Annotated in this window: 20 protein-coding genes; 12 read left to right on the top strand and 8 right to left on the bottom strand. The window is 41.6% G+C overall.

What is annotated here, in order from left to right:
* The first annotated feature begins 3 nt into the window (after nt 1–3).
* Complete coding sequence (locus tag J8L86_RS10815) at nt 4–2,136, top strand: cache domain-containing protein (protein ID WP_055025845.1); 2,133 nt, start codon at nt 4–6, stop codon at nt 2,134–2,136.
* A gap of 935 nt (nt 2,137–3,071) precedes the next feature.
* Here the strand turns inward: J8L86_RS10815 and J8L86_RS10810 are convergent.
* The 3 genes from J8L86_RS10810 to J8L86_RS10800 all read right to left on the bottom strand — a co-directional run bounded on the left by J8L86_RS10810 (nt 3,072) and on the right by J8L86_RS10800 (nt 6,011).
* Complete coding sequence (locus J8L86_RS10810; RefSeq protein ID WP_065110334.1) at nt 3,072–3,527, bottom strand: GNAT family N-acetyltransferase; 456 nt, start codon at nt 3,525–3,527, stop codon at nt 3,072–3,074.
* A 257-nt stretch (nt 3,528–3,784) separates the two neighbouring features.
* Complete coding sequence (locus J8L86_RS10805; protein WP_055025846.1) at nt 3,785–4,462, bottom strand: 7-cyano-7-deazaguanine/7-aminomethyl-7-deazaguanine transporter; 678 nt, start codon at nt 4,460–4,462, stop codon at nt 3,785–3,787.
* 247 nt (nt 4,463–4,709) lie between these two features.
* Nucleotides 4,710–6,011: an isochorismate synthase gene (locus tag J8L86_RS10800; RefSeq protein ID WP_055025873.1), complete on the bottom strand. Its 1,302-nt coding sequence runs from the start codon at nt 6,009–6,011 to the stop codon at nt 4,710–4,712.
* Between the two features lie 403 nt (nt 6,012–6,414).
* On the opposite strand from J8L86_RS10800, the gene J8L86_RS10795 reads away from it, so the two are divergent.
* The 3 genes from J8L86_RS10795 (at nt 6,415) to J8L86_RS10785 (ending at nt 8,675) form a co-directional block, all read left to right on the top strand.
* Nucleotides 6,415–7,593 carry an HD-GYP domain-containing protein gene (locus J8L86_RS10795; RefSeq protein WP_211030228.1) on the top strand — a complete coding sequence of 393 codons (1,179 nt, stop codon included), beginning with the start codon at nt 6,415–6,417 and terminating at the stop codon, nt 7,591–7,593.
* A 142-nt stretch (nt 7,594–7,735) separates the two neighbouring features.
* Nucleotides 7,736–8,365 carry a paraquat-inducible protein A gene (locus tag J8L86_RS10790; protein ID WP_211030225.1) on the top strand — a complete coding sequence of 210 codons (630 nt, stop codon included), beginning with the start codon at nt 7,736–7,738 and terminating at the stop codon, nt 8,363–8,365.
* Between the two features lie 118 nt (nt 8,366–8,483).
* The gene (locus tag J8L86_RS10785) at nt 8,484–8,675 is read left to right on the top strand and encodes a hypothetical protein (protein WP_211030224.1); all 192 of its coding nucleotides are present in this window, start codon (nt 8,484–8,486) and stop codon (nt 8,673–8,675) included.
* Between the two features lie 96 nt (nt 8,676–8,771).
* Here J8L86_RS10785 and J8L86_RS10780 read toward each other — a convergent pair whose 3' ends face one another.
* Complete coding sequence (locus tag J8L86_RS10780) at nt 8,772–9,704, bottom strand: putative sulfate exporter family transporter (RefSeq protein ID WP_211030222.1); 933 nt, start codon at nt 9,702–9,704, stop codon at nt 8,772–8,774.
* A 191-nt stretch (nt 9,705–9,895) separates the two neighbouring features.
* On the opposite strand from J8L86_RS10780, the gene J8L86_RS10775 reads away from it, so the two are divergent.
* The 4 genes from J8L86_RS10775 (at nt 9,896) to J8L86_RS10760 (ending at nt 15,924) form a co-directional block, all read left to right on the top strand.
* A complete protein-coding gene (locus J8L86_RS10775) occupies nt 9,896–11,341 on the top strand; it encodes a sigma 54-interacting transcriptional regulator (RefSeq protein ID WP_211030220.1) in 1,446 nt (481 codons plus the stop codon).
* A gap of 185 nt (nt 11,342–11,526) precedes the next feature.
* Entirely contained in the window at nt 11,527–13,068 is a 1,542-nt protein-coding gene (ccoG, locus tag J8L86_RS10770; RefSeq protein WP_211030218.1) for a cytochrome c oxidase accessory protein CcoG, read from the top strand.
* Between the two features lie 210 nt (nt 13,069–13,278).
* A complete protein-coding gene (locus J8L86_RS10765) occupies nt 13,279–14,121 on the top strand; it encodes a formate/nitrite transporter family protein (RefSeq protein ID WP_065110285.1) in 843 nt (280 codons plus the stop codon).
* Between the two features lie 81 nt (nt 14,122–14,202).
* Nucleotides 14,203–15,924 carry a bifunctional protein-serine/threonine kinase/phosphatase gene (locus J8L86_RS10760; RefSeq protein WP_211030216.1) on the top strand — a complete coding sequence of 574 codons (1,722 nt, stop codon included), beginning with the start codon at nt 14,203–14,205 and terminating at the stop codon, nt 15,922–15,924.
* A gap of 96 nt (nt 15,925–16,020) precedes the next feature.
* Here J8L86_RS10760 and cynS read toward each other — a convergent pair whose 3' ends face one another.
* Both cynS and J8L86_RS10750 read right to left on the bottom strand, forming a co-directional pair.
* Nucleotides 16,021–16,461 (bottom strand): cyanase, encoded by a 441-nt coding sequence (gene cynS / locus J8L86_RS10755; protein ID WP_065110283.1) that lies wholly within the window; start codon nt 16,459–16,461, stop codon nt 16,021–16,023.
* Nucleotides 16,462–16,696: 235 nt separating this feature from the next.
* Entirely contained in the window at nt 16,697–17,215 is a 519-nt protein-coding gene (locus J8L86_RS10750) for a hypothetical protein (protein ID WP_055025856.1), read from the bottom strand.
* A gap of 206 nt (nt 17,216–17,421) precedes the next feature.
* Between J8L86_RS10750 and J8L86_RS10745 the strand changes: the two genes are divergently transcribed.
* From J8L86_RS10745 to J8L86_RS10735, 3 genes are all read left to right on the top strand, one after another.
* On the top strand, nt 17,422–18,945 hold the full coding sequence (locus tag J8L86_RS10745) for a DUF3612 domain-containing protein (protein ID WP_211030214.1): 1,524 nt from the start codon (nt 17,422–17,424) through the stop codon (nt 18,943–18,945).
* A 165-nt stretch (nt 18,946–19,110) separates the two neighbouring features.
* Nucleotides 19,111–19,755 (top strand): YqiJ family protein, encoded by a 645-nt coding sequence (locus tag J8L86_RS10740; protein ID WP_065110282.1) that lies wholly within the window; start codon nt 19,111–19,113, stop codon nt 19,753–19,755.
* Between the two features lie 51 nt (nt 19,756–19,806).
* Nucleotides 19,807–21,609 (top strand): flotillin domain-containing protein, encoded by a 1,803-nt coding sequence (locus J8L86_RS10735; RefSeq protein WP_119968080.1) that lies wholly within the window; start codon nt 19,807–19,809, stop codon nt 21,607–21,609.
* Between the two features lie 159 nt (nt 21,610–21,768).
* Here the strand turns inward: J8L86_RS10735 and J8L86_RS10730 are convergent, their stop codons facing one another.
* Together J8L86_RS10730 and J8L86_RS10725 are read right to left on the bottom strand one after the other, a co-directional pair.
* Nucleotides 21,769–22,482: a type 1 glutamine amidotransferase gene (locus tag J8L86_RS10730; RefSeq protein ID WP_211030212.1), complete on the bottom strand. Its 714-nt coding sequence runs from the start codon at nt 22,480–22,482 to the stop codon at nt 21,769–21,771.
* Entirely contained in the window at nt 22,482–23,195 is a 714-nt protein-coding gene (locus J8L86_RS10725; protein ID WP_211030211.1) for a hypothetical protein, read from the bottom strand. Before J8L86_RS10725 ends, J8L86_RS10730 begins: the two co-directional genes overlap by 1 nt.
* A gap of 497 nt (nt 23,196–23,692) precedes the next feature.
* Here J8L86_RS10725 and J8L86_RS10720 point away from each other — a divergent pair, with 497 nt between their 5' ends.
* The gene (locus tag J8L86_RS10720) at nt 23,693–25,612 is read left to right on the top strand and encodes a S9 family peptidase (protein ID WP_231919217.1); all 1,920 of its coding nucleotides are present in this window, start codon (nt 23,693–23,695) and stop codon (nt 25,610–25,612) included.
* Nucleotides 25,613–25,659 lie beyond the last annotated feature (47 nt).

Genomic DNA, 25,659 nt, shown 5'->3' with positions numbered 1-25,659 from the left:
ATCGTGTCTGTTTTTCGTCAGTTCTTCGGTGTTAGTTGGCAGCAAATGCAAGCCAAGGTGCGTTATCGTATTTTGATTCTAACCTTGCTTCCTATTTTGCTGACGTTAATTAGCCTCGTGTTTATTACGATTTATTGGAATATTAGTTATACAGGTAAGCAGTTGTTTATGAAGGTTAAGGCGGACTTGACCGTTGCCATAAACACCTTAGAACAAGTGCAAAAGCAGCAAGAAATACAGTTGCACAATGTCAGTCAATCTTGGGATTTTCAGCAAGCATTTAAACGAATTCAGCAGGGTGACAAAGAGCCTATAGCGATAATTGACGGCTATTTAGCACAACAAAAAAAGATTCTTGATCTAGATGTATTGCGACTCATTAGAATTGAAGAAGCCAATGCTGATCCGGACTTGAGGCAGCTATTACCCAAAATCAGTAATAATCAGGCTTATTCTGGGCTAATGGTGTTATCTGCTAAAAGGTTAGATCGGCTTGACCCCAATTTAGCCGATCTTGCTAGAGTGCCTTTGTCTGCGACTTTGCGAGCACAAGAACCGCAAAAGTCAGAAGAGACTCGTGGCATGCTCAGCCGGACATTATTACCGATAGTTGATCAAGATGGGCAAGTGAGCTGGTACCTTGATGGGGCCACGTTATTTAACCGTGATACGGCTATTGTCGATCATATTCGAGATTTAGTGTACGACCAAGGTACACTGCCAGAGCGCTCGATTGGTACTGTGACGATTTTCTTAGATAATGCCCGTGTCAGTACCAATGTGCCGATGGATTTGTTTTCAACTAAGCAAGCCGCGCAATCACGTGCTTTAGGGACACTGGTATCTGATGAAGTACGACAGAAAGTCTTGGTTGAAGGCACGCCGTGGGTAGACCGAGCATTTGTACTAAACGACTGGTTTATTTCTGGTTATTCGCCGTTAGAAGATGTACGTGGTAATCGAATTGGCATGATTTACACAGGCTTCTCTGAAGCGCCTTTTATTCATACTTATATTCTCAATATTATCGAACTCGGCACGATATTAATGTTAGTGCTTTTAGTCTCTGGTTTTTTAGTATACCGAGGTGCTAACAGTTTATTAGAGCCTATTGAGCGCATCCATCATGTTGTAAAAGCAGTACAGTCCGGTCGAGATCTTCGCATTGGTGAACTTGGCTTAGACAGAGATAATGAACTGTCTAATTTGGCAGAGCAGTTTGATCATATGCTGGATTTATTGCAGAGACGTAATCTTCAAATTCAAGCCGCAGCAGAACAATTAGAAGTGAAAGTAGAAGAACGTACTCGCAGCTTACAAGACAAGACAGAAGAGCTACAACGTAACGTTGCTTTACTCAATGAGACTCGTCAACAACTTGTCACCAATGAGAAATTAACAGCTCTTGGTGAGTTAACCGCTGGTATTGCTCATGAGATTAATAACCCAACAGCGGTGATCCTTGGCAATATGGAGCTAATGAAATATGAACTTGGATCCAATGCGAATGTGGTTGAAGAAGAGATAGAGCTAGTCATTCAGCAAGTCGGACGGATCAGCACTATTATTCGAAGCTTGTTGCAATACAGTCGTCCAGGTGAATTTAATGCTCCGCTTGAAATGCATCAAGTTCAATCCATGATTGAAGAAGTATTAGTATTGGTTCGCCACTCGATTGAAAAACAAGAAGTTGAGTTGATTCAAGAGATTAATACCACTGCAGATGTTCAAGTCAATCGCCCTCAAGTTATTCAAGTCTTGATTAATCTAGTGGTCAACGCAGCCCATGCAATTGAAAGTAAAGGCCGCATTTGGATAAGAGCCAATGATTGGGTTGAGCAAGGACAAGTCGTGGGTGTAAAAGTTGAAGTGGAAGATGAAGGTGTCGGGATTGCGCCAGAAAGATTAAGTCGTATTTTTGATCCGTTTTATACCACACGCAAAGATGGTACTGGTTTAGGTTTGTCACTGAGCTACGGCATTATTAAGCGCATAGGCGGCACAATTGAAGTGAAGTCGACCTTAGGTAAAGGAACCGTATTTACCATTGGTATGTATCACAAAGCTAAAGAAGAACAAGGTGATAACCCTTATGAAGGGCTACATTTTGGAGATACTAAGCGATTAGATGACTAATTAAGGCTAAATGACATCGACTGAATTTATCGTCAATAATAATAGCTAAAGTTGAGCGTTAACTTAGACGATAAAAAATAGACAAAAAAAAGCCGGATGATGAGTCCGGCCACAAAGAGTGTGTGAGCAATGTCGTGCTTGCATACTCAGAGGGGATTAATAGGAGATGAAGCTATTAATTTGATTACTGAGTTTTGGAACGCACATAAATAGTAATCATTCTCATTATCGTTTGCAAATATTAATTGGGCTTTTTCACTTACTTTACATTCCCTTTACATCCAGTTTTTTACAATGGCAAATTCAGCCCGTTACAGTGGCATTCACTTCCTTGATTTACACATAAGCATAAGAAATTCGCGTCTAAAATACTGAAAGGTACTTGTGTGGACAATGAGTGATTTTAAGCTTTAGAGCTGTCAATATCTGAAAAACAGGCAAAGAAAAGCCAGGTGATGAGCCTGGCTATAAAGAGTGTTGGAGCAATGTCGTGCTTGCATACTCAGAAAAGTTAATAGGAGATGAAGCTATTAATTTGATAACTGAGTTTTGGAAAGCAATAAATAATAATCATTCTCATTATCGTTGGCAAGTTTTTATTATATATTGTTATCGGCTTTACATAGTGTTTACATTGGGGGCTGGTTTAATCATTGTGTGAATTGCAGGCAAGAAAAAGCCAGGTGATGAGCCTGGCTAAAAGAGTGTTGGAGCAATGTTGTGCTTGCAGACTCAGTTAGATTAATAGGAGATGAAGCTATTAATGTTGATAACTGAGTTTTGGAACGCAAGTTAATAATAATCATTATCATTTGCGTTTGCAAGGTAATTGCTCAATTTTTTTCCAAATATATGTCTACATTAGGCGCTAACCTTAATCGTTAACCGGTTAGCACTAACAATAGGGAACATAACTCTTTGTTCAAATGTTTGTTTTATAGCACTTTTTGAAGGTGAAGTTTGTTTTTGTCGATGCTAGGGTGGCTTTCAACTTGCGTAATTTGGTACTGATTAGCTACCAACATATTTAGCATGGCTTGAAACTGATTACGGGTTTTCACTTTTAGGCGAGTATAGCCTTGTGCTTTTGCCCATTTTTCTTGATATTCAAGCATAGACTTTGCTAAACCAAGTTGACGAAAATCTGCATCAACACCCCCTAGCCAGCTATAAAAGCAATCTTCTTCAGACTGATAACCTAATTTAAAGCCCGCTAATTCGCCTTCAACATAAGCAAATAGAATTAAACTAGGCTTATCACCTATGCGTTCAACAAGCGACTCGGCACTTTGAGTGCGATCGAGCTCACTAATACGAGACGTTAATAAAGCCAGTTTTTCTGACACTTCAGCTGAAAGCTCTGTATGAGCTTCGATTTGGATATTTAACATTTTATCTTCCGCAGGGCTGAGAACCTTAATACAGCAAGTTACTTCAAGGTGAGTAGACTTGTTATTAAAGAGACCTTCACGTGCTTTCAATTTATCTTTTGCGATGTATTAGCAAATGATTGAAAACTATGAAAGTCTTTCTGAATCTTGGTTAGCAGCGAATAAACACTGGATTATTATATCTCATCGTACCAGTTGGCGGGCAGGATTGAATGAAAAATGCTGCATTGATCAATTAATCGACAGCTAAGTGATGTTTACGACTTAGTTTCGTTAGTCAAAATCAAATTTTCAGCCGGTGTCTCGATAAGTTTATCACTCAGCACTTTTAACAAAACACCATAAGCAGGCAAAAATAGCCCTAAGCTAACGATTAGCTTGAAGCCATAATCGACCATCGCAATTTCAGGCCAATGTTGAGCCATAAATGCGTCGGTTGAAGCGTAAAAGGCGACGCTGAAAAAGACGATAGTATCAACGAGGTTACCAAAAAGGGTCGAGGATGCTGGTGCTATCCACCACGCTTTTGCTTTACGTAATTGAGCAAATACTGTGATGTCCATGAGTTGTCCTACGAGATAGGCCACAAAGCTTGCAAAAGCAATTCGGAACACAAATTGATTCCACTCAACTAATGATGCAGCGCCCTGAAATGCGCCTTGATGAAAGATAACTCCCATCACATAGGAAATCAGCAACGCAGGTAGCATCGCTTTAAAAATAATACTCCGCGCGGCTTTCTGGCCAAATATACGTACCGTTAGGTCGGTTGCTAGGTATACAAAAGGAAAGCTAAATGCGCCCCAAGTTGTATGGTAACCAAATATTTGAAATGGAAGCTGCACCAAGTAGTTGCTTGCGCAAATAATGATGATATGAAAACTGACTAGAAACATCAGTGCACGGCGACATTGCGCCTGAGATAGTTTTAACATCTTGTAGCCTTTTTATTGGGTTAGACGGGGTGAGGGAACCCGTATTGAATTAAGGATGGCAGTATTATTGTTAGAAAGCTGATTAGTGATATGCCATAAACTGGCTTAATCATAGCCTATCGGCTGTTGCCAAGGAGGACGCATTATAGTGATCGAAAAATAAGATGCAACTCTCAAGTTCATAAAATGGAGTTAGCCTAAATGAATTGGCAACAACAAAGGTAAATGTCAGCGATGATATGGGAGGTTAGAGCTCCACTAATATGGATAAAATAGTCGCGAGTTTATTTTCTAGTTCTTGCCACTCAGCTAAGGGATCTGAGCCAGCAACAATGCCTGCTCCTGCAAACAAATTAATGCGCCCAGGTTCAATTAAAGCACTGCGTATCGCCACGGAAAATTCACTTTCGTATTTGTTGAGATAACCGCAAGCACCAGCGTACCATCCACGGTTATACCCTTCACGTTGACGAATAAAGCTTAGTGCTGACTGTTTTGGCAGTCCGCCGACAGCTGGTGTTGGGTGTAAGCCTTGCAGCAGCTGAAAATCATTGACGCCCGCTTTTAATTCAGCACGAATAGAGCGGTGTAAATGCTGAATATGAGTCAGTTTAAAAATTTTAGCTGATTCGTCTGCGCCAATGTAGTTACTGAGTGGCGTAAGCACATCAACAATTTGCTGCCTGACTAATTGGTTCTCATAACTGTTTTTGGTGTCTTCGAGTAATTGCTTAGCCAGAAAATCATCTTCTTCCTGATTGAGCCCACGCACAGTTGTGCCAGCTAGTGCTTCAGTAAATAATTCTTTTTGCCTGCGTAAGTACAAGCGTTCAGGAGAACAAGAAATAAACGTTCTATCTGGGCTAAACTGAAACCCAAACTGAAAACTATTCGGGTTACGCCCTTGCCAACAGGCCAACACCATCCAAGGGTCGACCGCATCGTTAATCTCAAGCTGAGTTTGTCGAGATAACACGACTTTGGGTGTCGTTTGATTAAACTTGGGATGAGTGACTTGCTCTACAAGTTCTTTCCAGCGTTGATAGTTTGGCAAATCACTGCGGCCCATTAGGGGCAGTTTATTGGGTGGCGATAATGGCTTTGCTGGTTGAAGTTGTTTAATCGCATCAATCGCGGCATCGCACTCATCAACTTGCGAGTTATTTTCAAAATCTAAGTTAATGAGTAATTTTACAATCGTACCGTGACGACGTAACTCAATACGCGGTAAGACAAAACGCGTTCTGCCAAAGTCTGGCCAGCACTCTACGGTACGATCAAATGCAACGCCACCATAATAGCGGATATCTTGATTGCTGCTTTTACCTCGTTGAGATTGGTATAAGCTTGAGAGTAACTCATCATCAATCTCTTGCTCTTGTTTGAAATCTTTACAGGCGCCAATGGCGGCAATTTCTTCCTGCTTTTCTCGCCCGTGCCAATAAATACGTGGATATTGGGTTTGTGCGCCCAACCATGACAGTAACGGGATCGACTTCGCTTCGACAGATATTTGCACAATAGGTTCTTTGGCAACGGCCAACTTCATAGCGTTTAGCTTTTCGATTAACTGACTAAATTGCTCAGAAAAAATTTGGCTAGGCAACAAAGACTCCAAAGGTTGATATCTCAAACAGGTGAAATGATAAAGAGAGGTATTCGTTTTAGTAAATTATGCCTTAAGTTAATGAAGGGTTCAAAAACTGTCAATGCCAAGCCGCTCATGCTGTGATCTGAAATGCTAATATAATCATAGTATCGGCGGTTTTTAAAAAGAGCAGCCTGCTAAGTGACTGTATTTTAAGGGGGTTACAAAATATAACATTTAATTTGGAGTATTTAGTCGAGACAAGATAAAATGTCATTAACATTGTTACATTGTCACTAAATTCCATCATAAGTATTATCATTCTTGTCGGTGTTTTGGTTGTCGTTTGGAGAGTTAATCGTTAATGTCCTCCGTTGAAGAATCTAAAGACGTTATCCGTATTCCCGTTAGCCGTTTAGGGCTCGGGATGTTTGTCGTTGCTATCGATCGCAAAGAGAGCAAAGTGGCTATCAGTAATGCTGGCCAGATAAAACATAAAGATTCGATTGCGAAATTAGTAAAAGCCGGCATTAAAAGTGTGTGGGTAGACGTTGAGCGCTCATCGGATAGCTGTGGCTTGAAGAAAAAGGCTGCTCCGTTAAAGGCGCGTAAACCGGTTATCACCAGAGCTACCAAACAAGCACAAGCTAAAAATATCCTGACCGAAGCAAAGACCCTTGTTCGCAAAGTGCTTTCAGAAACCTATGAAGGCAAAGCGGTTGAAGTTGCCCCCTTTGAAGACATTGCCGATAACATGATTGAATCGGTGATGGATGATGCCGATGCTCTTAAATGTGTGTCAGCGCTTAGAACTAAAGATGCTTACTTACTGGAGCATTCCGTGAATGTCGCATTTTTACTGGTGACTTTCGGTAAACACTTGAACTTAGATAAGTCATTGTTGAAAGAAATGGCTATCGGCGGCATTTTGCATGATATAGGCAAAATTCAAGTTGATAATAAAATCTTGCATAAACCTGGGAAATTGACCGAAGCAGAGTTCGAAGAAATCAAAAAGCATCAAACCTATGCAATTGATATCATGAATGAAACCGTTGGCCTTTCGCAGGTGAGCAAAGATGTGTGCTTGATGCATCATGAAAAGCTAGATGGCAAGGGTTACCCTAAGGGCCTTAAAGGTGATGAAATTCCTCAACATGGCCGCATGAGTTGTATTGTGGATATTTTTGATGCGTTAACGGCTACTCGTTGTTACAAAGAGGCGATGAGCCCAGCGGCAGCGTTTAAAATTTTAATGAGTTTGACGCCTTTTCATCTGGACCAAACATTAGTTTACGAGTTCATTCGTTGCGTAGGGATTTACCCTGTAGGTTCTTTAGTTCAGTTATCTGATGAGCGGGTTGGCATTGTCTGGGAGTCAAAAGGGCGGGATGCGTTAAACCCTGTCGTTAAGTGTTTTTATTCATTAAAACATCGACGCTATACCGAAGTGACCTTTGTGGATTTGAAAAAGTCAGATTTACATATTGAACGAGGTATTTCACCACGTTCACTTGATGTTGATCCAAGTCCTTTCTACTAATTACCTTTCCTAAACAGGATACGACTTTGTAAAGTGCGGTGTCGCCACTGGACTTAATGTTGCGATCCGTTATTTTATGGCGTTTAACGTACTATTTTCCCCTCATTTAATGTGATTGGCTTTGATTTTACATGGAGTACCTATGAAACCCTTATTTAGCTCATTGGTCATTATATTGTCATTGGCGTTACTGCTCCCTGGAGTCACTCAACCCATTTTGACGATACAAGGCAGTATTGAAAAAGCTGAATTGGTAGAAACTGGCGTGACGATGTTTACCGAGAGTTTATCTGAAGGAGCACGTGGTAATGCCCGCAGCATGCTCGACATGGCGGTGAGTATGTTTGGTTTTGATAACCTCGAAGGCGAAGTGGAAGTGTTTTACAAAACCCGCAGTATTGTTGATACCGTGAAAGAACTTTACCTATCTAATAACGTGCTGGTGGCTGGGCTGGTTGGCTTATTTAGTGTGGTCATTCCCGCCACTAAATTATTACTGCTGTTGACGATGTGTATTCCTGCTACGGCAAGGTATCAGTCAGCGGTGAACCGGTTTATCGGTGCAATCGGTAAATGGTCGATGGCTGATGTGTTTGTTGTGGCATTAATTATTGTCTACATGGCTGGAAATGCCTCCGCTGGAATGGGAGAGATGTTAAAAACCACAGCTTCATTCGAAATTGGTTTTTATTATTTTACAGCTTATTGCGTGTTTTCTATTGTAAGTCATAGGCTTGTGTCAGCTTGGATAGCCACAGACAAAAAGACTTAATGCGTTATCTAGCCTGGTAACAGTGGGCAAAAGTGATTATGTGAATAACATAGTCATATTTGATATTGGCAGCGAAATACTGGGATTTAGATAATGGTCTACTTAATTGGAGACCATGATGATGTCCTTGATACAAAGTAAGACATTTAAAGCTATTGCGATAATATGCCTTTGCATTATTGCGGTAGTGGCATCTGTGCAAACCTCTGGGCTTACTCGTGCGGTAATTGAACTATTAGCTTTTGGTGGGTTAATTGCCCTGGCTTTGGCAAAACCTTATATACAGCAAGAGATAAACGAAGAAGAGTGATTAATATTTGTTGTCAGCAATAGTCGGCTTAGTGCTGAAGAGACCAATTTAACTAGCCTAACTTAATTTACTTTTCAATGAACAACTAAAAAGCGATTAACTCTGCCAGAGAATCACTCCCAACGATATTCCACCAATTGCAAACCACAATAGCACGCCCAATAGCAGTGGCTTAGGCCCATTCGCTCGCATTTTACTGACGGTGATACCTGCACCAATTAAAAATAAGCACACGATAAGTAATTGCTTCGAAACGCTAAAGAGCACCTGATAAACAGCTTGCCCCTGAGGAAATAAATAGGCCGTAATTATGGCGAGACAATAAAAGCCAATAAAATATGGAATAGATATTTTTGACTTGTCGCCACCGAAGATAATCGCACTGAGCAGTGCAATAGGAATAATCCACAGTGCACGAGCCAGTTTAATTGTGGTGGCCGTTTTTAACGCTTCGTCACCGTAAGCTGACGCTGCGCCCACAACGGACGAGGTATCGTGAATCGCAATCGCACTCCACACACCAAAGTCATATTGGCTTAATGATAATGCATGACCAATTGTCGGAAATAAGAATAACGCGGCTGAGTTTAATAAGAAAATGCAGGCAAGCGATACCGCAATTTGATCGTTCTTAGCATTAATTGCTGGTGCAACGGCGGCAATAGCGCTACCGCCACAAATTGCGGTGCCGCAACTGATTAAATGACCCGTTTTATCATCAAGTTTCAATAGTATCGTTAATCCAAAACCTAATACTAAGGTTAAAAATATCGAACCGACAATTAGCCCTAAATTGTTGCTACTTGCTGCAATTGCTTCAGGTAAGTTGATTCCGAAACCTAAACCAACAATTGAGTATGCCAATAGTTTTTTAGTGAGCTTATTTAAGTCGATATGAGTCGGTACCATACCTAAACTCGCCAATGTAAAGCCCATCAGCAAGGCGATAGGAGAAGAAATTATGGGTGTTAAACAAATCAAACCCATGGCGATAAATAGCCATAGTTTAAATGTGGAAGAGATTTGCATGCTGATGGTGATCGCCTAAATACAGATGCCTTATTGTAGCAAGATGCAGGCTGATGAACGATATTTGATAGTGAAAATTGGTCAACAACTGTATCTATCGAGCTATCTTTTGAATTAGAGCCCATTTATGTAACGAAATATCGTGATCTAATGTAATATGCTAGATATCACGAAAGTTGAGGCCATCAGCGATGAATTCAAAAGCCAGTGTCACCACCAGTCACTTTTTACCTGAAAATACCCTTCTCCTGAATGCCATCACGGAAGGGGTATACGGCTTTGACCTTAACGGTAATGCGGTATTTATCAACCCAGCTGCAGAACAGATGACTGGCTGGAAAAGTGCAGAGTTGATTGGCAAAAATATTCATGATTGTCATCATCATAGCCATGCCGATGGTAGCCCATATCCACAACATGACTGTCCAATCTATCGAACATTGCATGATGGTATTGCGCGGCAGGTTTCAGAGGATGTGTTTTGGCGCAAAGATGGCAGTTGTTTTCCAGTGTATTACAGCTCAACTCCCGTTTATGACCAAGATAAATTGATTGGTGTGGTAGCGATATTTCGTGATGTCAGTGTACAAAAACACACTGAAACATCGCTGAGAGAAGCGCTTGCGCAAGTACAGGCATTATCAGAGAAGCTCGCCTCAGAAAATCAATATTTACTAACCGAGTTGCAGGGCAAGCAAGGTGCAATGGGCTTATCAGGGCATAGTGACGCTATTTACCATTTAACTCAGCAAATTAATTTGGTTGCTAATACTGATAGTACGGTGCTTATTTGTGGTGAAAATGGCACAGGTAAAGAACTTGTCGCAAGAAGCTTACATCAATTAAGTCGCCGTAATGAGCAACCCATGGTGAGTGTCAATTGCGCTGCATTTTCAGTATCGATACTGGAAAGTGAATTATTCGGTCATGAAAAGGGAGCCTTTACGGGAGCGACAAGTCGCCGGAAAGGCCGCTTTGAGTTGGCGCATAATGGCACCTTATTTCTTGATGAAATTGCTGAGTTAAGTTTAGAAGCACAATCCAAGTTACTGAGAGTGATTCAAGAGCAGTCTTTTGAGCGGGTTGGCAGTAGCGAAACCATTAAAGTGAACATTAGACTCATTGCTGCCACCCATCATGACTTGCAGGCAAGGGTTGAGCAGGGCTTGTTTAGAATGGATTTGTATTATCGTCTAAATGTGTTTCCAATTGTGGTGCCGCCACTTCGTGAACGCCCTGAGGATATCCCGTCCTTAGTTAGTGACTTAGTCACATCGTTAAGTCAAAAGCTCGGAAAAAAAATGACTCGCGTCAGTGCTAAAGGGTTAAAAAAGCTGCAGCAATATACTTGGCCTGGCAATGTGCGTGAATTACAAAATCTCATCGAAAGAGAGATTATTTTATCGCAAAATCAAGTGCTAGAATTTAATAGCCTATCGCTTAGCGGTTCGCAACATGCCGATGAAACCAAGCTTAAACAACCGCTAACGATGGCTGAAGCAGAAGCAGAACATATACAGCAGACCCTAGAACATACTCAGTGGCGTATTTCGGGGCCACAAGGTGCTGCTGCAGTGCTGAATATGCCGCCAAGTACGCTGCGCTCAAGAATGAAAAAGCTTGGCATACAGCGTTAAGTTACTGTCGATACGATAAAGTCACGGTATTTCACGGAAACGTGATATATCGTGACTTTTTTGTTTGGTAAAAATTAGTAAGTGTCTATTAATCAGTGTTTTAGGTTTTATTTTGGGTTGGCTCAGGTTTTGCTCTATTAGCTTTGCGAATGAAAGCAAGTTACTAGAGCAGTAGGATCTTAGATATGTCAGAGCCAATAGCGAGTCAGCAAACACCCTCACTATCACAAGTACCATCACAAGTACCATCACAAGCCACGTCTGCGGTGCAGCAGCAACGTATTCCTGTTATCAATATTAGCGATTCGGGGAAGATTCATGTGCGAGAGCAGCAAGGAATATTTCAGCGTCTTAGGTTGCACACTAATACGGTGTTGATTGCGTTATTTTTCCTTATTCCATTTATCAATTTCCAGGGCCGTCAGGCCATTCTATTCGATGTAACAGAGCAGCAATTTTTCTTTTTTAATGTCACCTTATGGCCGCAAGACTTTACCGTGCTTGCTTGGTTTTTTATGGCAGCAGCATTTGCATTGTTTTTTATTACTGTGTATTTCGGCAGAGTCTGGTGTGGTTTTATGTGCCCTCAAACCGCTTGGACAGCTGCGTTTATGTGGGTAGAGGCAAAAGTTGAAGGTAACCATCATCACCGTGCCGCCCTTGATAAAGCGCCAATGTCAGTGAATAAAGTGACTAAAAGAGTCACGAAGCACAGTGTTTGGGCGTTAATGGCATTGGTGACTGGCTGTGGTTTTATGGCTTACTTTATGCCTGCAAGGGCGCTTTATGTGGATATTTTTAGTTTTAGTAGCGGCTTTTGGACAGGAGTTTGGGTTTGGTTTTTTGCACTATGTACTTACCTTAATGCTGGATGGATGCGAGAAATGATGTGTTTACATTGTTGCCCTTATTCGCGTTTCCAAGCAGTGATGTTCGATGCGAATACTAAAACCGTTAGCTATGATGCTGCTCGTGGTGAAAACCGTGGTCCGAGAAAACGTAATAAAAAAAGCACCAAGACTCAGGCAACGACAGAGTCTGGCAATGGCTTAGGCGACTGTGTTGATTGTCATCTTTGTGTAGATGTGTGTCCAACAGGGATTGATATTCGAAATGGTCTGCAATATGAATGTATTAACTGCGGTGCCTGTGTCGATGCCTGCAATCAAACGATGAGTAAATTTGGCTATTTGCCCAATTTGATCAGCTTTACCAGTGAAAACGCCCTAAAAACGGGCCGCACTTCGTCAATGTGGTCATTAAAAGCCTTAGGTTATGCGGGTGCATTAATGGTGATGCTAGTCATGATTGTTTTAGATTTACAAAGCCGATCGGATATTCAACTTAACGTTATTCGAGATCGCCAAAGCTTATATCGTGTTGTCAGCACTGAGCCAACAAACCCCGTCATCGAAAATAGCTATTTACTGAAAATACGTAATAAAACCCAGCAAGCCGCTTTTTATCAGATCAGTGTTAGCTCCGATAAGTTATCTGCTCATGATTTCAAAATAACCAATAATACCTTGGTATTGATTAAAGCGGCTGAGCAACTTGAATACCCTATTACAGTCACCAGCTCGATAAAGCATCCAGATAAACAGGGGTTATCTCAAACACGTGAAGCGCTGACATTTTTTATCACCGAAGTGAACTCGGGTGGTGAAATTGTTCAAGGAAAACCGCTTAATCAAGTAGCTCAAGCTTCACGCTTTTTTAGGCCTTAGTCATACAACCTTAAGGATAAATACAACTTGATTGAGCTCTTTGATGACGTTCCAATATAGGGCGGAGTGAATAAAAAATGAACTATTATAGTGCTTTAGCTAATTAGCTTATGGTACACCTTTATGTTAACAAGTTGTTTAATTTGACTTTTTTATAGTGGCATAGAACTCGCAAAACATGATCAGAATTAAATCTAGGAGTGTGAAGCTATGTCGTATATTGAACCAAAAGAGTTCGCAGCCAAAATGGTCGATGCTGGTGAACAAAAAATTTTCATGTCAACGAAAGATACATTTGTTCGTGCTTTTATGGCGGGGGCTATTTTAGGTCTAGCGGCATTTTTTGCCATTACAGTGATAGTTAAAACTGGCAGCTTATTAACGGGGTCACTTTTGTTCCCTGTTGGTTTTATCATGCTGTATTTAATGAAGTTTGATTTGTTAACCGGGGTATTTACCTTAGTGCCATTGGCGGTTTTGGATAAACGAAATGGCTGTACCGTCGACCAAATGCTGCGGAATTGGGGCCTAGTGTTTGTGGGTAACTTCGCTGGTGCCCTCACGGTTGCTTTCTTTGCATCGTTTATTTTAACTTATGGTTATAACACTGATGGTGGCGTACTCGCTGCGAAAGTGAGTAGCATCGGTGAGTCACGTACTCTGGGTTATCAAGAACATGGCTTTGCAGGTTGGATGACCATTTTTATTCGCGGCATGTTGTGTAACTGGATGGTATCGATGGGAGTCGTTGGTGCAATGATTTCTACTTCTGCAAGCGGCAAAATGATGGCAATGTGGATGCCAGTTATGCTGTTCTTCTTCATGGGTTTTGAGCATTCAATTGTCAATATGTTCTTGTTCCCATTCTCAATGATCATGGGCGGTGAATTTACGGTTATGGATTACCTCGTTTGGAATGAAATCCCTACCGCATTGGGTAATTTAGTGGGTGGATTTGCACTTGTTGGGTTACCGCTGTATTTAACTCACGTGAAAGAAAGTCCTGTGCGTAAGCGCAAACAAGCAGAAGCTCGTCGTGAAAAGCTTGCTTAATATTGGACAGTTAAGTGAGTCCTTACCGTCACACGATTACCTTAATGGCACTGTAATTGTTGTGGCGGCAAGGAAGCTTTAATGCAAAATTCGCTAAAACTCACCATTGCACAACAAAGCGTTTGTGGACTAAAACAGATCAATCAAGATTGCTGTGGCAGTATGCAACCAGATAATGCCCTGATACATAGTAAAGGCGCAGTGGTTGCGATTGCTGATGGTATTAGTTCTAGTGACGTCAGTGGTGTTGCTAGTGAAAGTGCGATAAGTAATTTTATCAGTGATTACTATGCAACTTCTGAAGCCTGGTCAGTTAAAAAGTCTGCGCTTAAAGTGCTGCAGGCACTTAATCATTGGCTATATGCCCAAAGCCAAAATGGCCCGCATCGTCATGACTTGAATAAAGGTTATGTCTGCACTTTTAGTGGGTTAGTGTTTAAATCAAATACAGCACATATTTTTCATTGTGGTGATTCTCGCATCTACCAATTGAGCGGGAATAGTTTAGAGCAATTAACGGAAGATCATCGACGTTATGTCGACGATGAAGTCAGTTACCTTAATCAAGCTTTAGGCATTAACCCGTTACTCAATAGTGATTATCACTCCTGCTCGATTAATTTGGGCGATATTTTTGTATTGACCACCGATGGTGTGCACGAGTTTTTAACCACGAGAACCATTACCAATGCCATTAATGATGCACTAGAGCAAAACAGAGATTTAACCAATGTGGCGCAAGAACTGGTTCAGCAAGCGCTTGATGTTGGTAGCGATGATAATTTGAGTATTCAAATTGTGCGGGTAGATTCTCTACCTGATCCAGACGTCAATGAGTTCAAACAGTTATTGAATCGACTCCCTTTACCGCCACCATTACATAGCGGCCAAGAATTCGAAGATGTGGTGATTCAACGTGAACTATATGTGAGTAGTCGCAGCCGAGTTTACCTAGCTCAAGATAAAGCCTCTGGTCAGCGTGTAGCAATTAAGGTTCCTTCTGATGAAATGCGCCAAAATGAAGACCACTTAGAAACCTTGTTAATGGAAGAATGGGTAGCGCAAAGGGTATCTAACACGCATTTATTAAAACCTGTTAAGTCGCGTGTTCCTAAGGGTTACCTTTACACGGCAACAGAGTATGTTGAAGGCTGCACGCTAGCCCAATGGATCCACGATCATGAACAGCCCGATTTAGATTCAGTGAGAACGATAGTGGTTCAAATCGCTCGGGGGTTACAAGCTATGCACAGACAAGAGATGGTGCACCAAGATTTACGCCCTGAAAACATCATGATCACTACAGAAAGTGTGGTCAAAATTATCGACTTCGGTGCGACAGCTGTTGCAGGAATCATTGAAACTCAAGGGATTGATGACCACATTTTGGGAACGGCCCAATACAGTGCTCCTGAATATTTTGTGGGCGAGCTTGGCGATGGTCGCAGTGATATTTTTTCTTTGGCGGTAATAACTTATCAAATGCTGACAGGTCAGCTGCCCTACGGGGTGGATGTTGCCAAGGCAACGACGTTAAAAGCGCAGCAAAGCTTACGCTATGTTCCTGCCCGAAGTAGGAATGCCGCAGTGCCTCAGTGGGTAGATTATGCCCTTGAAAAAGCCCTTGAAGTGTCCCCGTCGAAACGCACTGCTGAAGTATCGGAGTTTATTTATAACCTTAAACATCCTCACCCTAAATCAATACGTGAGCACACGCCTTATATTGATAAAGACCCCATTTTATTTTGGCAGCGTTTATCTTTCTTATTAGCTCTAGGGTTAGTGATAGCCTTATTTTATTAAGCACGACCTTAATGCTTGTCTGTATTAACGCAGCAGCAAGAGTACTGCGTTAATACAAACCCGATATTGAGCTTTTATCAAGCTACCAACGATTAATTACCATGCTTTATAAGGTAAAAACTTACCGTTCATGGTAATCACGACCCTATCGCCCTTAGGATCAGTTTGTTTTGCAACATCCATTGAAAAATCAATGGCGCTCATTATGCCATCACCAAATTGTTCCTGAATGACTTCTTTTAATGTGTCGCCATATACACCAACCACCTCATAGAGGCGATAGACCAGTGGATCTTGTGGCACATCACGTTGCCATTGTTTGGTTGGGTAAGCCGTGAGTGCAGCTTGTGAACCTGCAGGAAGCTCAAGTAGCTGGCACAATTTATTGGCGACGTTCTCTGGCATGCTGTTCATGCCTAAACATGCTGAGGTGACCCAAACACAGCCCATTTCTAATTCATCTGCAATATTTTGCCAACTTAGCTGGCGGGCATGTTTCGCTAAAATAATCGCTTCAACCACTTGTTCTTTATTCATTATAAATTCCTATAGGCATGATAAACGTCTATAAGAACTCGCAAGAGTTAGACCACTATTAAATAATATATTAATCAATAGGTTAATTTTTTATAGGATAGGCGTACGGCTATTTTAGTGCATTATTAGCTAATTGTTGGTGCGACAGGAGAAGACGTTTTTATTCACTAACAAAAAGGCCGGCAATAATGCCGACCTTGAGAGTGCAATGTAATCTAGCGGCTTATTGCGCTGATTAACGTTGATGCATGGCGTATTCAGTGCCATCTTTTGCAGTAAATACTTTGCAGTTACCTTCAGTAGGCAGGCAGCGAGAATGTAGCATACTAACCCATTGTTTATATGGCGTTGGTAAGTTTTTAATTGGCAGCGCCACTTGAATATCTTCAATATGCGCAGGATCTTTCGAGCCTAACTCGCCATTTCTGTCAAAGCTGACTTCAACATGGGTATCGTTATTTTTAAGGACAATCGATGTTGGTTCGCTTTTATGACCTGTTAAAGCAACAAATTGACATGGGTTCTGTAAACCACATTGGCTACCATCTTTCATAAAGGCTAGAAGATGAGTGTAGTAAATAACATAGCTACTCACATCGGCGTGTGAGCCTTCAGTAAGTGGGAAGTTGTCATCTAAAAATACCTTTGCATTGTTAATTTTGTCTGCGTTGGTACTGGTTGCCACAAATTGTTCCTCAATGAAGCTGTTAAGGTTGTGAGCGGCTGTGTTGGTGTGCATTGTTGTCATAGTCATAACCTTATCCTCTTCGCTTGGGTCATTACACGGGGCTAATTAAATATTCATATCATTAGGCCGTGCTTACATCTTTTGTTATCGATTGCCTTAGTCGCAATGGGAATCAAAATGATGAACACTGTTTCCCGATTGCTTAATTTGTAGTCTAGTGTATTTTTCACTACAATTTCACAATAAAAATTTTACAGTGTGAATTTTACAAAATGCGTAATGAACAAAGCTTGATGAGAAAGTCACATTTCCTGGGTACAAAGATTCGAAATCTGCGTAAACGTAATCATCTGACAATGGAAGACTTGTCAGCCAGATGTATACGTGTAGATTCGAGCTCTGCGCCTTCGGTGTCGTATCTATCAATGATAGAACGAGGTAAAAGAGTGCCCAGTGCTGGCATGCTGGTGGTGATTGCCACCGTGTTCCAAAAAGATGTCGATTGGTTTTTAGATGACATGCCAGAGGAGCAATCAATCACCCCAGAAAAGGGACGCCGTGGCGGTATTAGCGGTATGCCACTCGAACCAAGCTTTTTATTTTCTAATGACATTTTACAAATCGCGATACCTGAAATGCTGTCACAAACAGGCACATCAGGTCGGCAGTTTGCTCAGTTATTAATTCGCGCACACCAAGAACACCATCAAAATCATTTCCCTGATTTAGAACGCGCCGCTGAAGAAATTGGCAGAAAACAGATGCCGCTAAGTGCTGATGAGATGCTTAGCATTGCTAAGAGTATGGGACTTAAAATCAAATGGATTGATGAAGTTCCGACTGAAGTGTTAGATGAAACTGGCGCTCGTTCTTCTCGGTTAACCACTTCTTTTTTTGAACCACCGGCGACAATTTTTATCAATAAAGCGCTCAAATCCAATGCGCCAAGGCTTAAATATGACTTGGCTGTGCACATTGGTCATTGCGTGCTCCACAATAAAGACGGCTTGAAAAGTGTCATGACATCGGGGCGTCGAGTTGAGGCGGATGATGATGCAACTGTGCAGTCAAACACACTTAATGCCCAAGATATCTTGCATGCATGGCGTGATTTTGAATCAAGCTTTTTTGCAGGGGCATTACTCTGCCCTAAAGTGCCATTCAGACAGCTATTAGATCGTCACGGCTACGAGATTGATATCCATAAACAGTTACAGGTGTCGGCGTCGGTTGCCATGCGCAGAATGACAGTTGTCTCTCCTTACCCTCATTGGCATTACTTTGATGCTTATGCACCAGGTAAGCTTAAAGCGGTCTATCGCGGTAATGGCATTCCACTGCCTTGGGGCAATATGCGAATAGTTGAAGACCCTTGCCACCATTGGGCTGTATTTAGGAAAATTAACGAGCCGACATCGGGAACATCTGCTCAAATTTCAATATTAAATGTAGGTAATGAGCCGCGAATTTACTGTTGTGAATCAATAAAAGTCGATGATTCAGCGGGTAATCCACATGTGTTATGTGCAGGGATAGATTTAAACCCCGCCATTGAAGCGCAAGGTAAAGATGCTGCAAAAATTACCGAAGATTTAAAGCAAACGTGTGTTGAAAACGGTGGCTTAGTCGCCATTCCAAAACACATCAAAGCAGATCTGGTTAGCGTGGCTAAAATCTTGAATATTAATTGGATTGAACGTGGTATAGAAAACGATGCCAGAGTGATTTGCTCCCGTGGCGCAGTATGCCCACGACAACCTAGCTGCTATGCCAGTGGTCAAGCACAGTGCGAATAAGTTGGTCATCACAAAGACTGATAATCTAATTCACTTCTAAGGAAGTTTTTGTTAAGGTGATGTTGCTTTTGACAGATATAATCTAATTATATTAATTGCTTATAAACTTGGCATAGGATGACTGCCAGGGTTGAGTGATTAATCTAGCTGTAAAGGAATACAGTCATGCTCGATTTTTTACTCATAAACGCCAATACCCCATTTGCGATTGCGATGACGATGGTGTTGATGCTTGCACTGTTAGAAGGTGTTGGCTTAGTGATAGGCTTTAGCATTTCAAATCTGATCGACCACCTTTCTCCTGTTGAACTTGATGTCGATGCCGACCTTAATGTGGCTAATACTGGGCTGACTCCATTAGTTGGTTGGCTGTGCCTGAATAAGTTACCGTTATTAATCTGGCTAGTGTTATTGCTTACTTGTTTTGCACTCATTGGCTACAGTTTAAATTTTATTAGTTATCAATACGCTAGTAATCTACTTTCCCCAATGATTAGTGCTCCAATTGTATTTGTACTGAGTCTGCTCAGCACATCCATCATTGGTAGACCTTTGGCAAAAATCCTCCCCAAAAATGAATCCCATGCCGTTTCTAATACTAGTTTTAGTGGTTTATTGGCCAAAATTACCGTGGGCACTGCCAGAGTAAACAGCCCTGCAGAGGCGGTGCTGGTGGATCAACATGCGCAGAAACATTACGTGATGGTCGCGCCAGAGTTTGCAGAAGAAAGTTTTAACCAGCATGACCAAGTCGTGTTGCTGAATAAAAAAAATAATATTTGGATAGCAGCAAAACTCGAAAGTATTTAGCCGTTTATTCATGGAACCAAGATTTTTATAGTAGTAATACAAGGAAAGAAAATGGAAGGGATTGAATTATCTGCAGGGTCAAATACCACCTTTATTTTAATAATGTCTGGCGTGGCAATGTTGGCGTTTATCACCATAGGGTTAATATTTGCCAAACTCTATATTAGAGCCACTAAGGAAATTGCATTTGTCCGAACTGGTTTAGGTGGGGAGAAAGTCGTTAAAGATGGTGGCACAGTGTGTTTACCTGTGTTGCACGAAACTATTCCGGTCAATATGAACACATTACGCATCGAAGTTGAGAAAACACAAAAAGATGCGCTGATCACCAAAGATAGAATGCGTGTCGATGTTAAAGCGGATTTTTACCTTCGTGTGGCACCAAGCCAAGAAGGCATCTCGATGGCTGCGCAAACTTTGGGTACACGTACCATGCGCGTTGAAGAACTTAAAGTGTTAATGGAATCAAAATTTGTTGATGTACTTCGTGCTGTGGCTGCTGAAATGACCATGACTGAAATGCATGAGCAGCGTGCTGACTTTGTCCAAAAGGTTCAGCAAAATGTGGCCAATGATTTAGAGAAAAACGGGCTCGAACTTGAGTCTGTTTCATTAACTGGCTTTGACCAAACAGACCTACAATTTTTTAATGAAAATAACGCATTTGATGCTGAAGGTCGTGCACGTCTTGCAAAAATCATTGAAGAAAAGCGTAAAGAAACCAATGATATTGAACAAGAAAACCGCGTTAAAATTGAGCGTCGGAATTTAGAGGCAGAGCGTCAATCTTTAGAGATTCAAAAAGAAGAGGAAGAAGCTCGTTTAAGCCAAGAGCAAATTTTGGCATTTAAACGTGCAGAGCAAAAAGCGGAAATTGCTAAAACGCGTGAAAATAAACAGCGAGAAGAGCGCGAAGCTGAGATTGCGAAAGAGCAAGCGATTGAAGCGGCAGAAATTGAAAAATCAAAAGACATTGAAACCCGTGAAATTGCTAAAAGAAAAGCCCTTGAGCAAGCTCGTATTCAACAGCAGCGTGATATTGAAGTCGCTGAACAAGATAAGCAGATTGCGGTAGCAGAAAAATCAGAAGAAGAGTCAGCTGCACGTGCTAAAGCCGCAGATGTTGAAAAGGGTAAAGTTGAAAAAGAAGAGGCCGTAATCACAGCCAAGCAAGTGGCAATGGCAAATCGTCAAAAAGAAATTGAAGTCATTGATGCGAAAAAAGAAGCAGAACGTGAAGCCGTTGGGATTACTGTGCAAGCCGCTGCAGATAAGCAAGCGGCTGAAGATAAGGCAACAGCCATATTAACTGAAGCTCGCGCTGATGCTGATGCTAAAAAGCTAAAAGCCGAAGCGGATGAAAAAGTCTTTGCAGTTGAAGCGGCAGGTAAACAAGCTTTGTATGAAGCAGAAAATACTCTGAAAGATGAGCAAATTCAGCTGCAAAAATCCTTGGCTGTACTGCAAGCGTTACCAGAAGTGGTTGCTAATGCAGTCAAACCACTAGAAAACATTGAAGGCATTAAGATCTTACAAGGTTACCACGGCGCTGGCGCTGCAACCGCAAATGGTAACCAAGTCATGCAGGGACAATCTGGTGGCGTAGCCGAACAAATCACAGCGGCAGCATTAAACTATCGTGCGAATGCGCCAGTAGTCGATGCCATGTTACAGGAGCTGGGGTTAGTGAATGGCGACACTGGCACGTTAACCGATTTATTAAATGGCGAGAATAGTTTGACCGATCAAACCCGTGCAGCGATTAAACAAGCTAATATTCAAACGGCTATGCCATTGAATGGCGCAGAATCTGAGGTGGTAAATAACACTGTAGCTTCAAGTCCAGCTTCATAGCGCCACACATAACATAGGAGTGAAGTGATACTGTAAAGTTGATCATTGTTAGCTTGCAGCATTGAATTCATTGTTTGTATCGACAAGGCGGTAACAGTCAGTTACCGCCTTTTTCATTAACAGCTTATCGCTGTATTGTCCCGATTAGCGTTACTACCCTTAGTCATCGCTCGTTATTGCAGAACGAAACACAGTATCTAACAAGTTAAAAAACCAGTGTTGTAACTGTGTCTGTTCGTTCATACGTGATTTAGCATATAAATCTTCTGGGCACTGCTCACTAAATGCTTGTTGTAAATAAGCCAGTTGCACAGCGTCCCATTCGGGATGAAATTGAATGCCATATTGCTGTTGATGCCGAAACACCTGCTGAGGGCACAATGATGAGTAGGCTTTTATCTCAACCGATTTATGGGTTAGCGGAGCTAAGTGACTATCAAAGTTAAACCCAAAATAATGCCATTGAGGTACGGCTAAATTAATCAAATTTTTTTTCGCTAGACTTGCTGAGCTTACGTTGGCATTAACTCTGAGATCATACCAACCTAATTCAGCCTGTTTAAGTGGGTAAATCTTAGCACCTAATACCGATGCTAATAGTTGCGAGCCTAAACAAATACCGATTAGCGGTTTGTTGATTTCAATCGCCGAGTGAATCAAAGAGCGCTCTTTTTGCATCCATCTTGGGTTATCTTCTACATCCATAGGGCCGCCCAAAATGATGATGCCATCAAATTGGTTTAGATCGGGCAAGCAACCATCGGGCGCCATGAAGCGGGTGATCTTATGTCCCGACAGTTTGCACCAGTCAGAAATGCGCCCTGGTCCTTCAGCCTGATGGTGCTGAATGATTGCCAGCGACAGTGAAACCATTACTGTAACTCGCCAGTTTCTAGATAGATTTCAATGATGTGCTCGAGGGGAATTGATAGCTGATCCGCTAAATCCTTTGGACTAGGATGCAGTTTACCTTTGAGTGGCACGGTTATTTGAGTCGTTTTAATGAAATCATGTTGAATCACTCGCAGCAAGTGGTCGGCTTCAGGACGATTTTCAATGACCTTAACTAAGAACTGATTTGGGCTATTTTCAGTTGGTGTAATGACTCGGTATTGTGCATTTGGCGCCTTATCTTGCCCTGCCTTCATGCTTAATTCGGTGAACATAATGATGCGATCAATGATGAGTGATTGTTGAGAAAACTGGTTAATGCCTCCTCGCTCAAAGTGACCTTTTACAACATCAACTTGCAGTTGTTCGAGTGGGTCGGTTGCCAGAGGGCTGAGACGCATTAAGTCAAAAGGCTTGGGTACAATAGTCCAAAGCTGCTCTGGTGCTGTCGCCATTGCTTCAAGCTGCTGTTTTATTGCATGATCAGTTTCAGGATCGGCAAAGTGAAATTGCATGACCATTTGTACATTGTGGGGATGGTGATACATAGGCAAATGTGAGGCAAATAAGCCATCTTTTCCGCCAAATAGAGTCATACCATGTAAGCCCATATGGCTTTCATTCGCAGAGGCTGCGGGGGATATGCAAAAAATGAGGCTGGTAACAATAACGCAAAAGTAATGAGAGATTCTCATATGGGCTCCTATCTGGAAGTTAGTCAGAAGGGGCCGTCCCCGGATGGAAGCCTGTTTGCCAAATTCATCAATTCGATGTGATTGATTGTGGTGCTCAACAGGTTGAGGTCGTCCTCAGACACAATTTTACTACAAATTTTTAACGATGAACATTGCCACTCCCCCTCAATATTTGGACGTCACTTTTTGCATTCAGTGATTAACAGGGGAAATTCCGTCATGACTCAGCCAGTGTGATTAACTATTGAGTCAACCTAGCCTAGTGAGAGATGTTGTTTTGTCGGTTAAATATGCCAAATAGCCGCTAATCTATTGAATCAATGTGGGTATCGCTGCAAAATTAATTGAAACATGACTATCTATGTTTAGGAAGTATGATCCCAAGGAGTTAGGGAATATCGCATTACCTCAATGTTATTTCATCTACTTCTTGTGCCATATCGCTTCAAGGTTTTAAGGATAAAGCTGTCTCTTTGAGATGGATTAAAGGAGTTTCCATGATGTACATCAAATTGATGATATGGGGAATGCTATTGTGTATTTCAAATATTTGTCTCGCCGCTTCTGTCGAAGATTATTCACGCCATAGTGATTACTACAATGTAAAAATATCCCCTGACGGCAAGCATTTAGCTGTTTTAATGAATGATGAAGGTCGAAAGAGACTTGCCTTTTTACGCACCGACAACTTTGAAGTTACTTTTGCGCTCAATTCCAGTGGTCGGGATCAACCTGCAGAATATTACTGGGTCAATAATGAACGTGTCATCGTTCAAGTGGTACAGAGCCGTGGCAGATTAGAATTACCGATTAATTTAGGTGAAATCTTTGCCGTTAATTATGACGGCAGTAAGCGTAAAATGATTTTCGGTATCCGATCTCAACCAGGTATTGTGCTGTCGGGATACGGTGGTTTTTTATTGGATAAACTTGAAGGTGATAACAAGCACGTCTTAATTACCAAACGTTTGCTAAGTCGAAATGGCGATGTGCTGCCTGAAGTGACTAGACTTAATGTCTATACAGGCAAGGAGCGTAAAGTTAAACGTGCGCCAATCTCTTACAGTCAGTTTTTAGTTGATAATGATAGTGTGCCTAGGTTTGTTGTGGGAGTAGATAAAAACCATGACACTAAAATGTACTACTCAGAGGGTAAAGGAGAAGATTGGCAAGTGTTTAATACAAAGTTTGACGGTGAGTTTACTCCGCTGACTTTTAGTAGTGATAATAAGTCAGTTTACGCATTAAAAACTGAAGAAAATAAACCGAAAGGCCTGTATCGCTACGATTTAGATACTCAAAAAGAAACGTTTTTGTACCGCAGTGATATTGCAGATCCTACCTATGCTATTAGCTCTGATTTAAACGAAGTGTATGGTTTGAGAGTAGATGAAGATTATTCTAGCTATATCTTTATCAAACCTGACACCCAAGAAGCCAAACTCCATAAAGCATTAATTCAAGCGTTCAATGGCGACAGTGTCGAAATTACCAGTAAAACAAAAGACGGTAAGCAAATGGTGGTGCGTGTTTCTAGTGACCGCAATCCCGGCTCATTTTATATATTCGATACAGACACAATGAGTGCACGTTATTTATTGTCGAGCAAACAATGGATTAAAAAAGAGCAGCAAGCTGAAACGGAACCTTTTCGAATTAAATCTTCTGATGGTTTAGTGCTAAACGGTTACCTAACCCTTCCTATCGGTAAAAAACAAAATTTACCCACGGTGGTATTGCCTCATGGAGGCCCGCATCTTCGAGATTATTGGCGATTCGATCCCCAAGCTCAAATGCTCGCAAACGCCGGTTATGCTGTCATTAAAGTGAACTTTCGAGGCTCAGATGGTTACGGAAAACACTTTATGGAAGCTGGCTACGGCGAGTGGGGAACGGGTATTCAAGATGATATAACTCAGGCATTAAATTACGCTATTCAAACCGGTGTGACCGATAAAAATCGTGTATGCATCTTTGGTGCGAGTTTTGGTGGTTATAGCGCTTTACAAAGTGCAATCCGAGAGCCGGATATGTATCAGTGCGCAATTGGCTACGTAGGGGTTTATGACCTACCTATGATGTTTGATGAAGGGGATATTAAGACATTAACTTGGGGAGGGTCTTACCTGAATAAAACTCTCGGTACTAACCCTGCTGAACTTATTGCCCAGTCTCCAAGTCGTAATGTCGATAAACTTAACGCGCCAGTACTTATTATTCATGGTGAGGATGATCAACGTGCTCACTTTGAGCATGCGTTAGCACTTAAAGAGGCGTTAGATGAAAAAGGCCATCCCTATGAATGGTTAGTTAAAGATAAAGAAGGACACGGTTTTTATAATGAAGAAAATATTCTAGAGGCCAACAAAGCGATTTTAGCTTTCTTAGAAAAGCACATTGGTGATTCGGCAAAGTAATCCATCGCTGATGACACAATAAGCCCGGTAAGCCCCGCAATTTGTGG

The sequence above is a fragment of the Shewanella sp. MMG014 genome (genome assembly GCF_018100775.1).
Classification (GTDB): domain Bacteria; phylum Pseudomonadota; class Gammaproteobacteria; order Enterobacterales; family Shewanellaceae; genus Shewanella; species Shewanella japonica.
This window is presented reverse-complemented; position numbering and strand designations above follow the sequence as displayed.

What these genes read in the sequence shown, in the direction of transcription:
- J8L86_RS10725 (WP_211030211.1), bottom strand. Translation starts at nt 23,195, where the DNA reads ATGAGAATCTCTCATTACTTTTGCGTTATTGTTACCAGCCTCATTTTT.
- J8L86_RS10740 (WP_065110282.1), top strand. Translation starts at nt 19,111, where the DNA reads ATGCTCGATTTTTTACTCATAAACGCCAATACCCCATTTGCGATTGCG.
- J8L86_RS10785 (WP_211030224.1), top strand. Translation starts at nt 8,484, where the DNA reads ATGATGTCCTTGATACAAAGTAAGACATTTAAAGCTATTGCGATAATA.
- J8L86_RS10720 (WP_231919217.1), top strand. Translation starts at nt 23,693, where the DNA reads ATGATGTACATCAAATTGATGATATGGGGAATGCTATTGTGTATTTCA.
- J8L86_RS10795 (WP_211030228.1), top strand. Translation starts at nt 6,415, where the DNA reads ATGTCCTCCGTTGAAGAATCTAAAGACGTTATCCGTATTCCCGTTAGC.
- J8L86_RS10745 (WP_211030214.1), top strand. Translation starts at nt 17,422, where the DNA reads ATGCGTAATGAACAAAGCTTGATGAGAAAGTCACATTTCCTGGGTACA.
- ccoG (WP_211030218.1), top strand. Translation starts at nt 11,527, where the DNA reads ATGTCAGAGCCAATAGCGAGTCAGCAAACACCCTCACTATCACAAGTA.
- cynS (WP_065110283.1), bottom strand. Translation starts at nt 16,461, where the DNA reads ATGAATAAAGAACAAGTGGTTGAAGCGATTATTTTAGCGAAACATGCC.
- J8L86_RS10810 (WP_065110334.1), bottom strand. Translation starts at nt 3,527, where the DNA reads ATGTTAAATATCCAAATCGAAGCTCATACAGAGCTTTCAGCTGAAGTG.
- J8L86_RS10775 (WP_211030220.1), top strand. Translation starts at nt 9,896, where the DNA reads ATGAATTCAAAAGCCAGTGTCACCACCAGTCACTTTTTACCTGAAAAT.
- J8L86_RS10800 (WP_055025873.1), bottom strand. Translation starts at nt 6,011, where the DNA reads ATGAAGTTGGCCGTTGCCAAAGAACCTATTGTGCAAATATCTGTCGAA.
- J8L86_RS10760 (WP_211030216.1), top strand. Translation starts at nt 14,203, where the DNA reads ATGCAAAATTCGCTAAAACTCACCATTGCACAACAAAGCGTTTGTGGA.
- J8L86_RS10805 (WP_055025846.1), bottom strand. Translation starts at nt 4,462, where the DNA reads ATGTTAAAACTATCTCAGGCGCAATGTCGCCGTGCACTGATGTTTCTA.
- J8L86_RS10780 (WP_211030222.1), bottom strand. Translation starts at nt 9,704, where the DNA reads ATGCAAATCTCTTCCACATTTAAACTATGGCTATTTATCGCCATGGGT.
- J8L86_RS10750 (WP_055025856.1), bottom strand. Translation starts at nt 17,215, where the DNA reads ATGACTATGACAACAATGCACACCAACACAGCCGCTCACAACCTTAAC.
- J8L86_RS10765 (WP_065110285.1), top strand. Translation starts at nt 13,279, where the DNA reads ATGTCGTATATTGAACCAAAAGAGTTCGCAGCCAAAATGGTCGATGCT.
- J8L86_RS10730 (WP_211030212.1), bottom strand. Translation starts at nt 22,482, where the DNA reads ATGGTTTCACTGTCGCTGGCAATCATTCAGCACCATCAGGCTGAAGGA.
- J8L86_RS10735 (WP_119968080.1), top strand. Translation starts at nt 19,807, where the DNA reads ATGGAAGGGATTGAATTATCTGCAGGGTCAAATACCACCTTTATTTTA.
- J8L86_RS10790 (WP_211030225.1), top strand. Translation starts at nt 7,736, where the DNA reads ATGAAACCCTTATTTAGCTCATTGGTCATTATATTGTCATTGGCGTTA.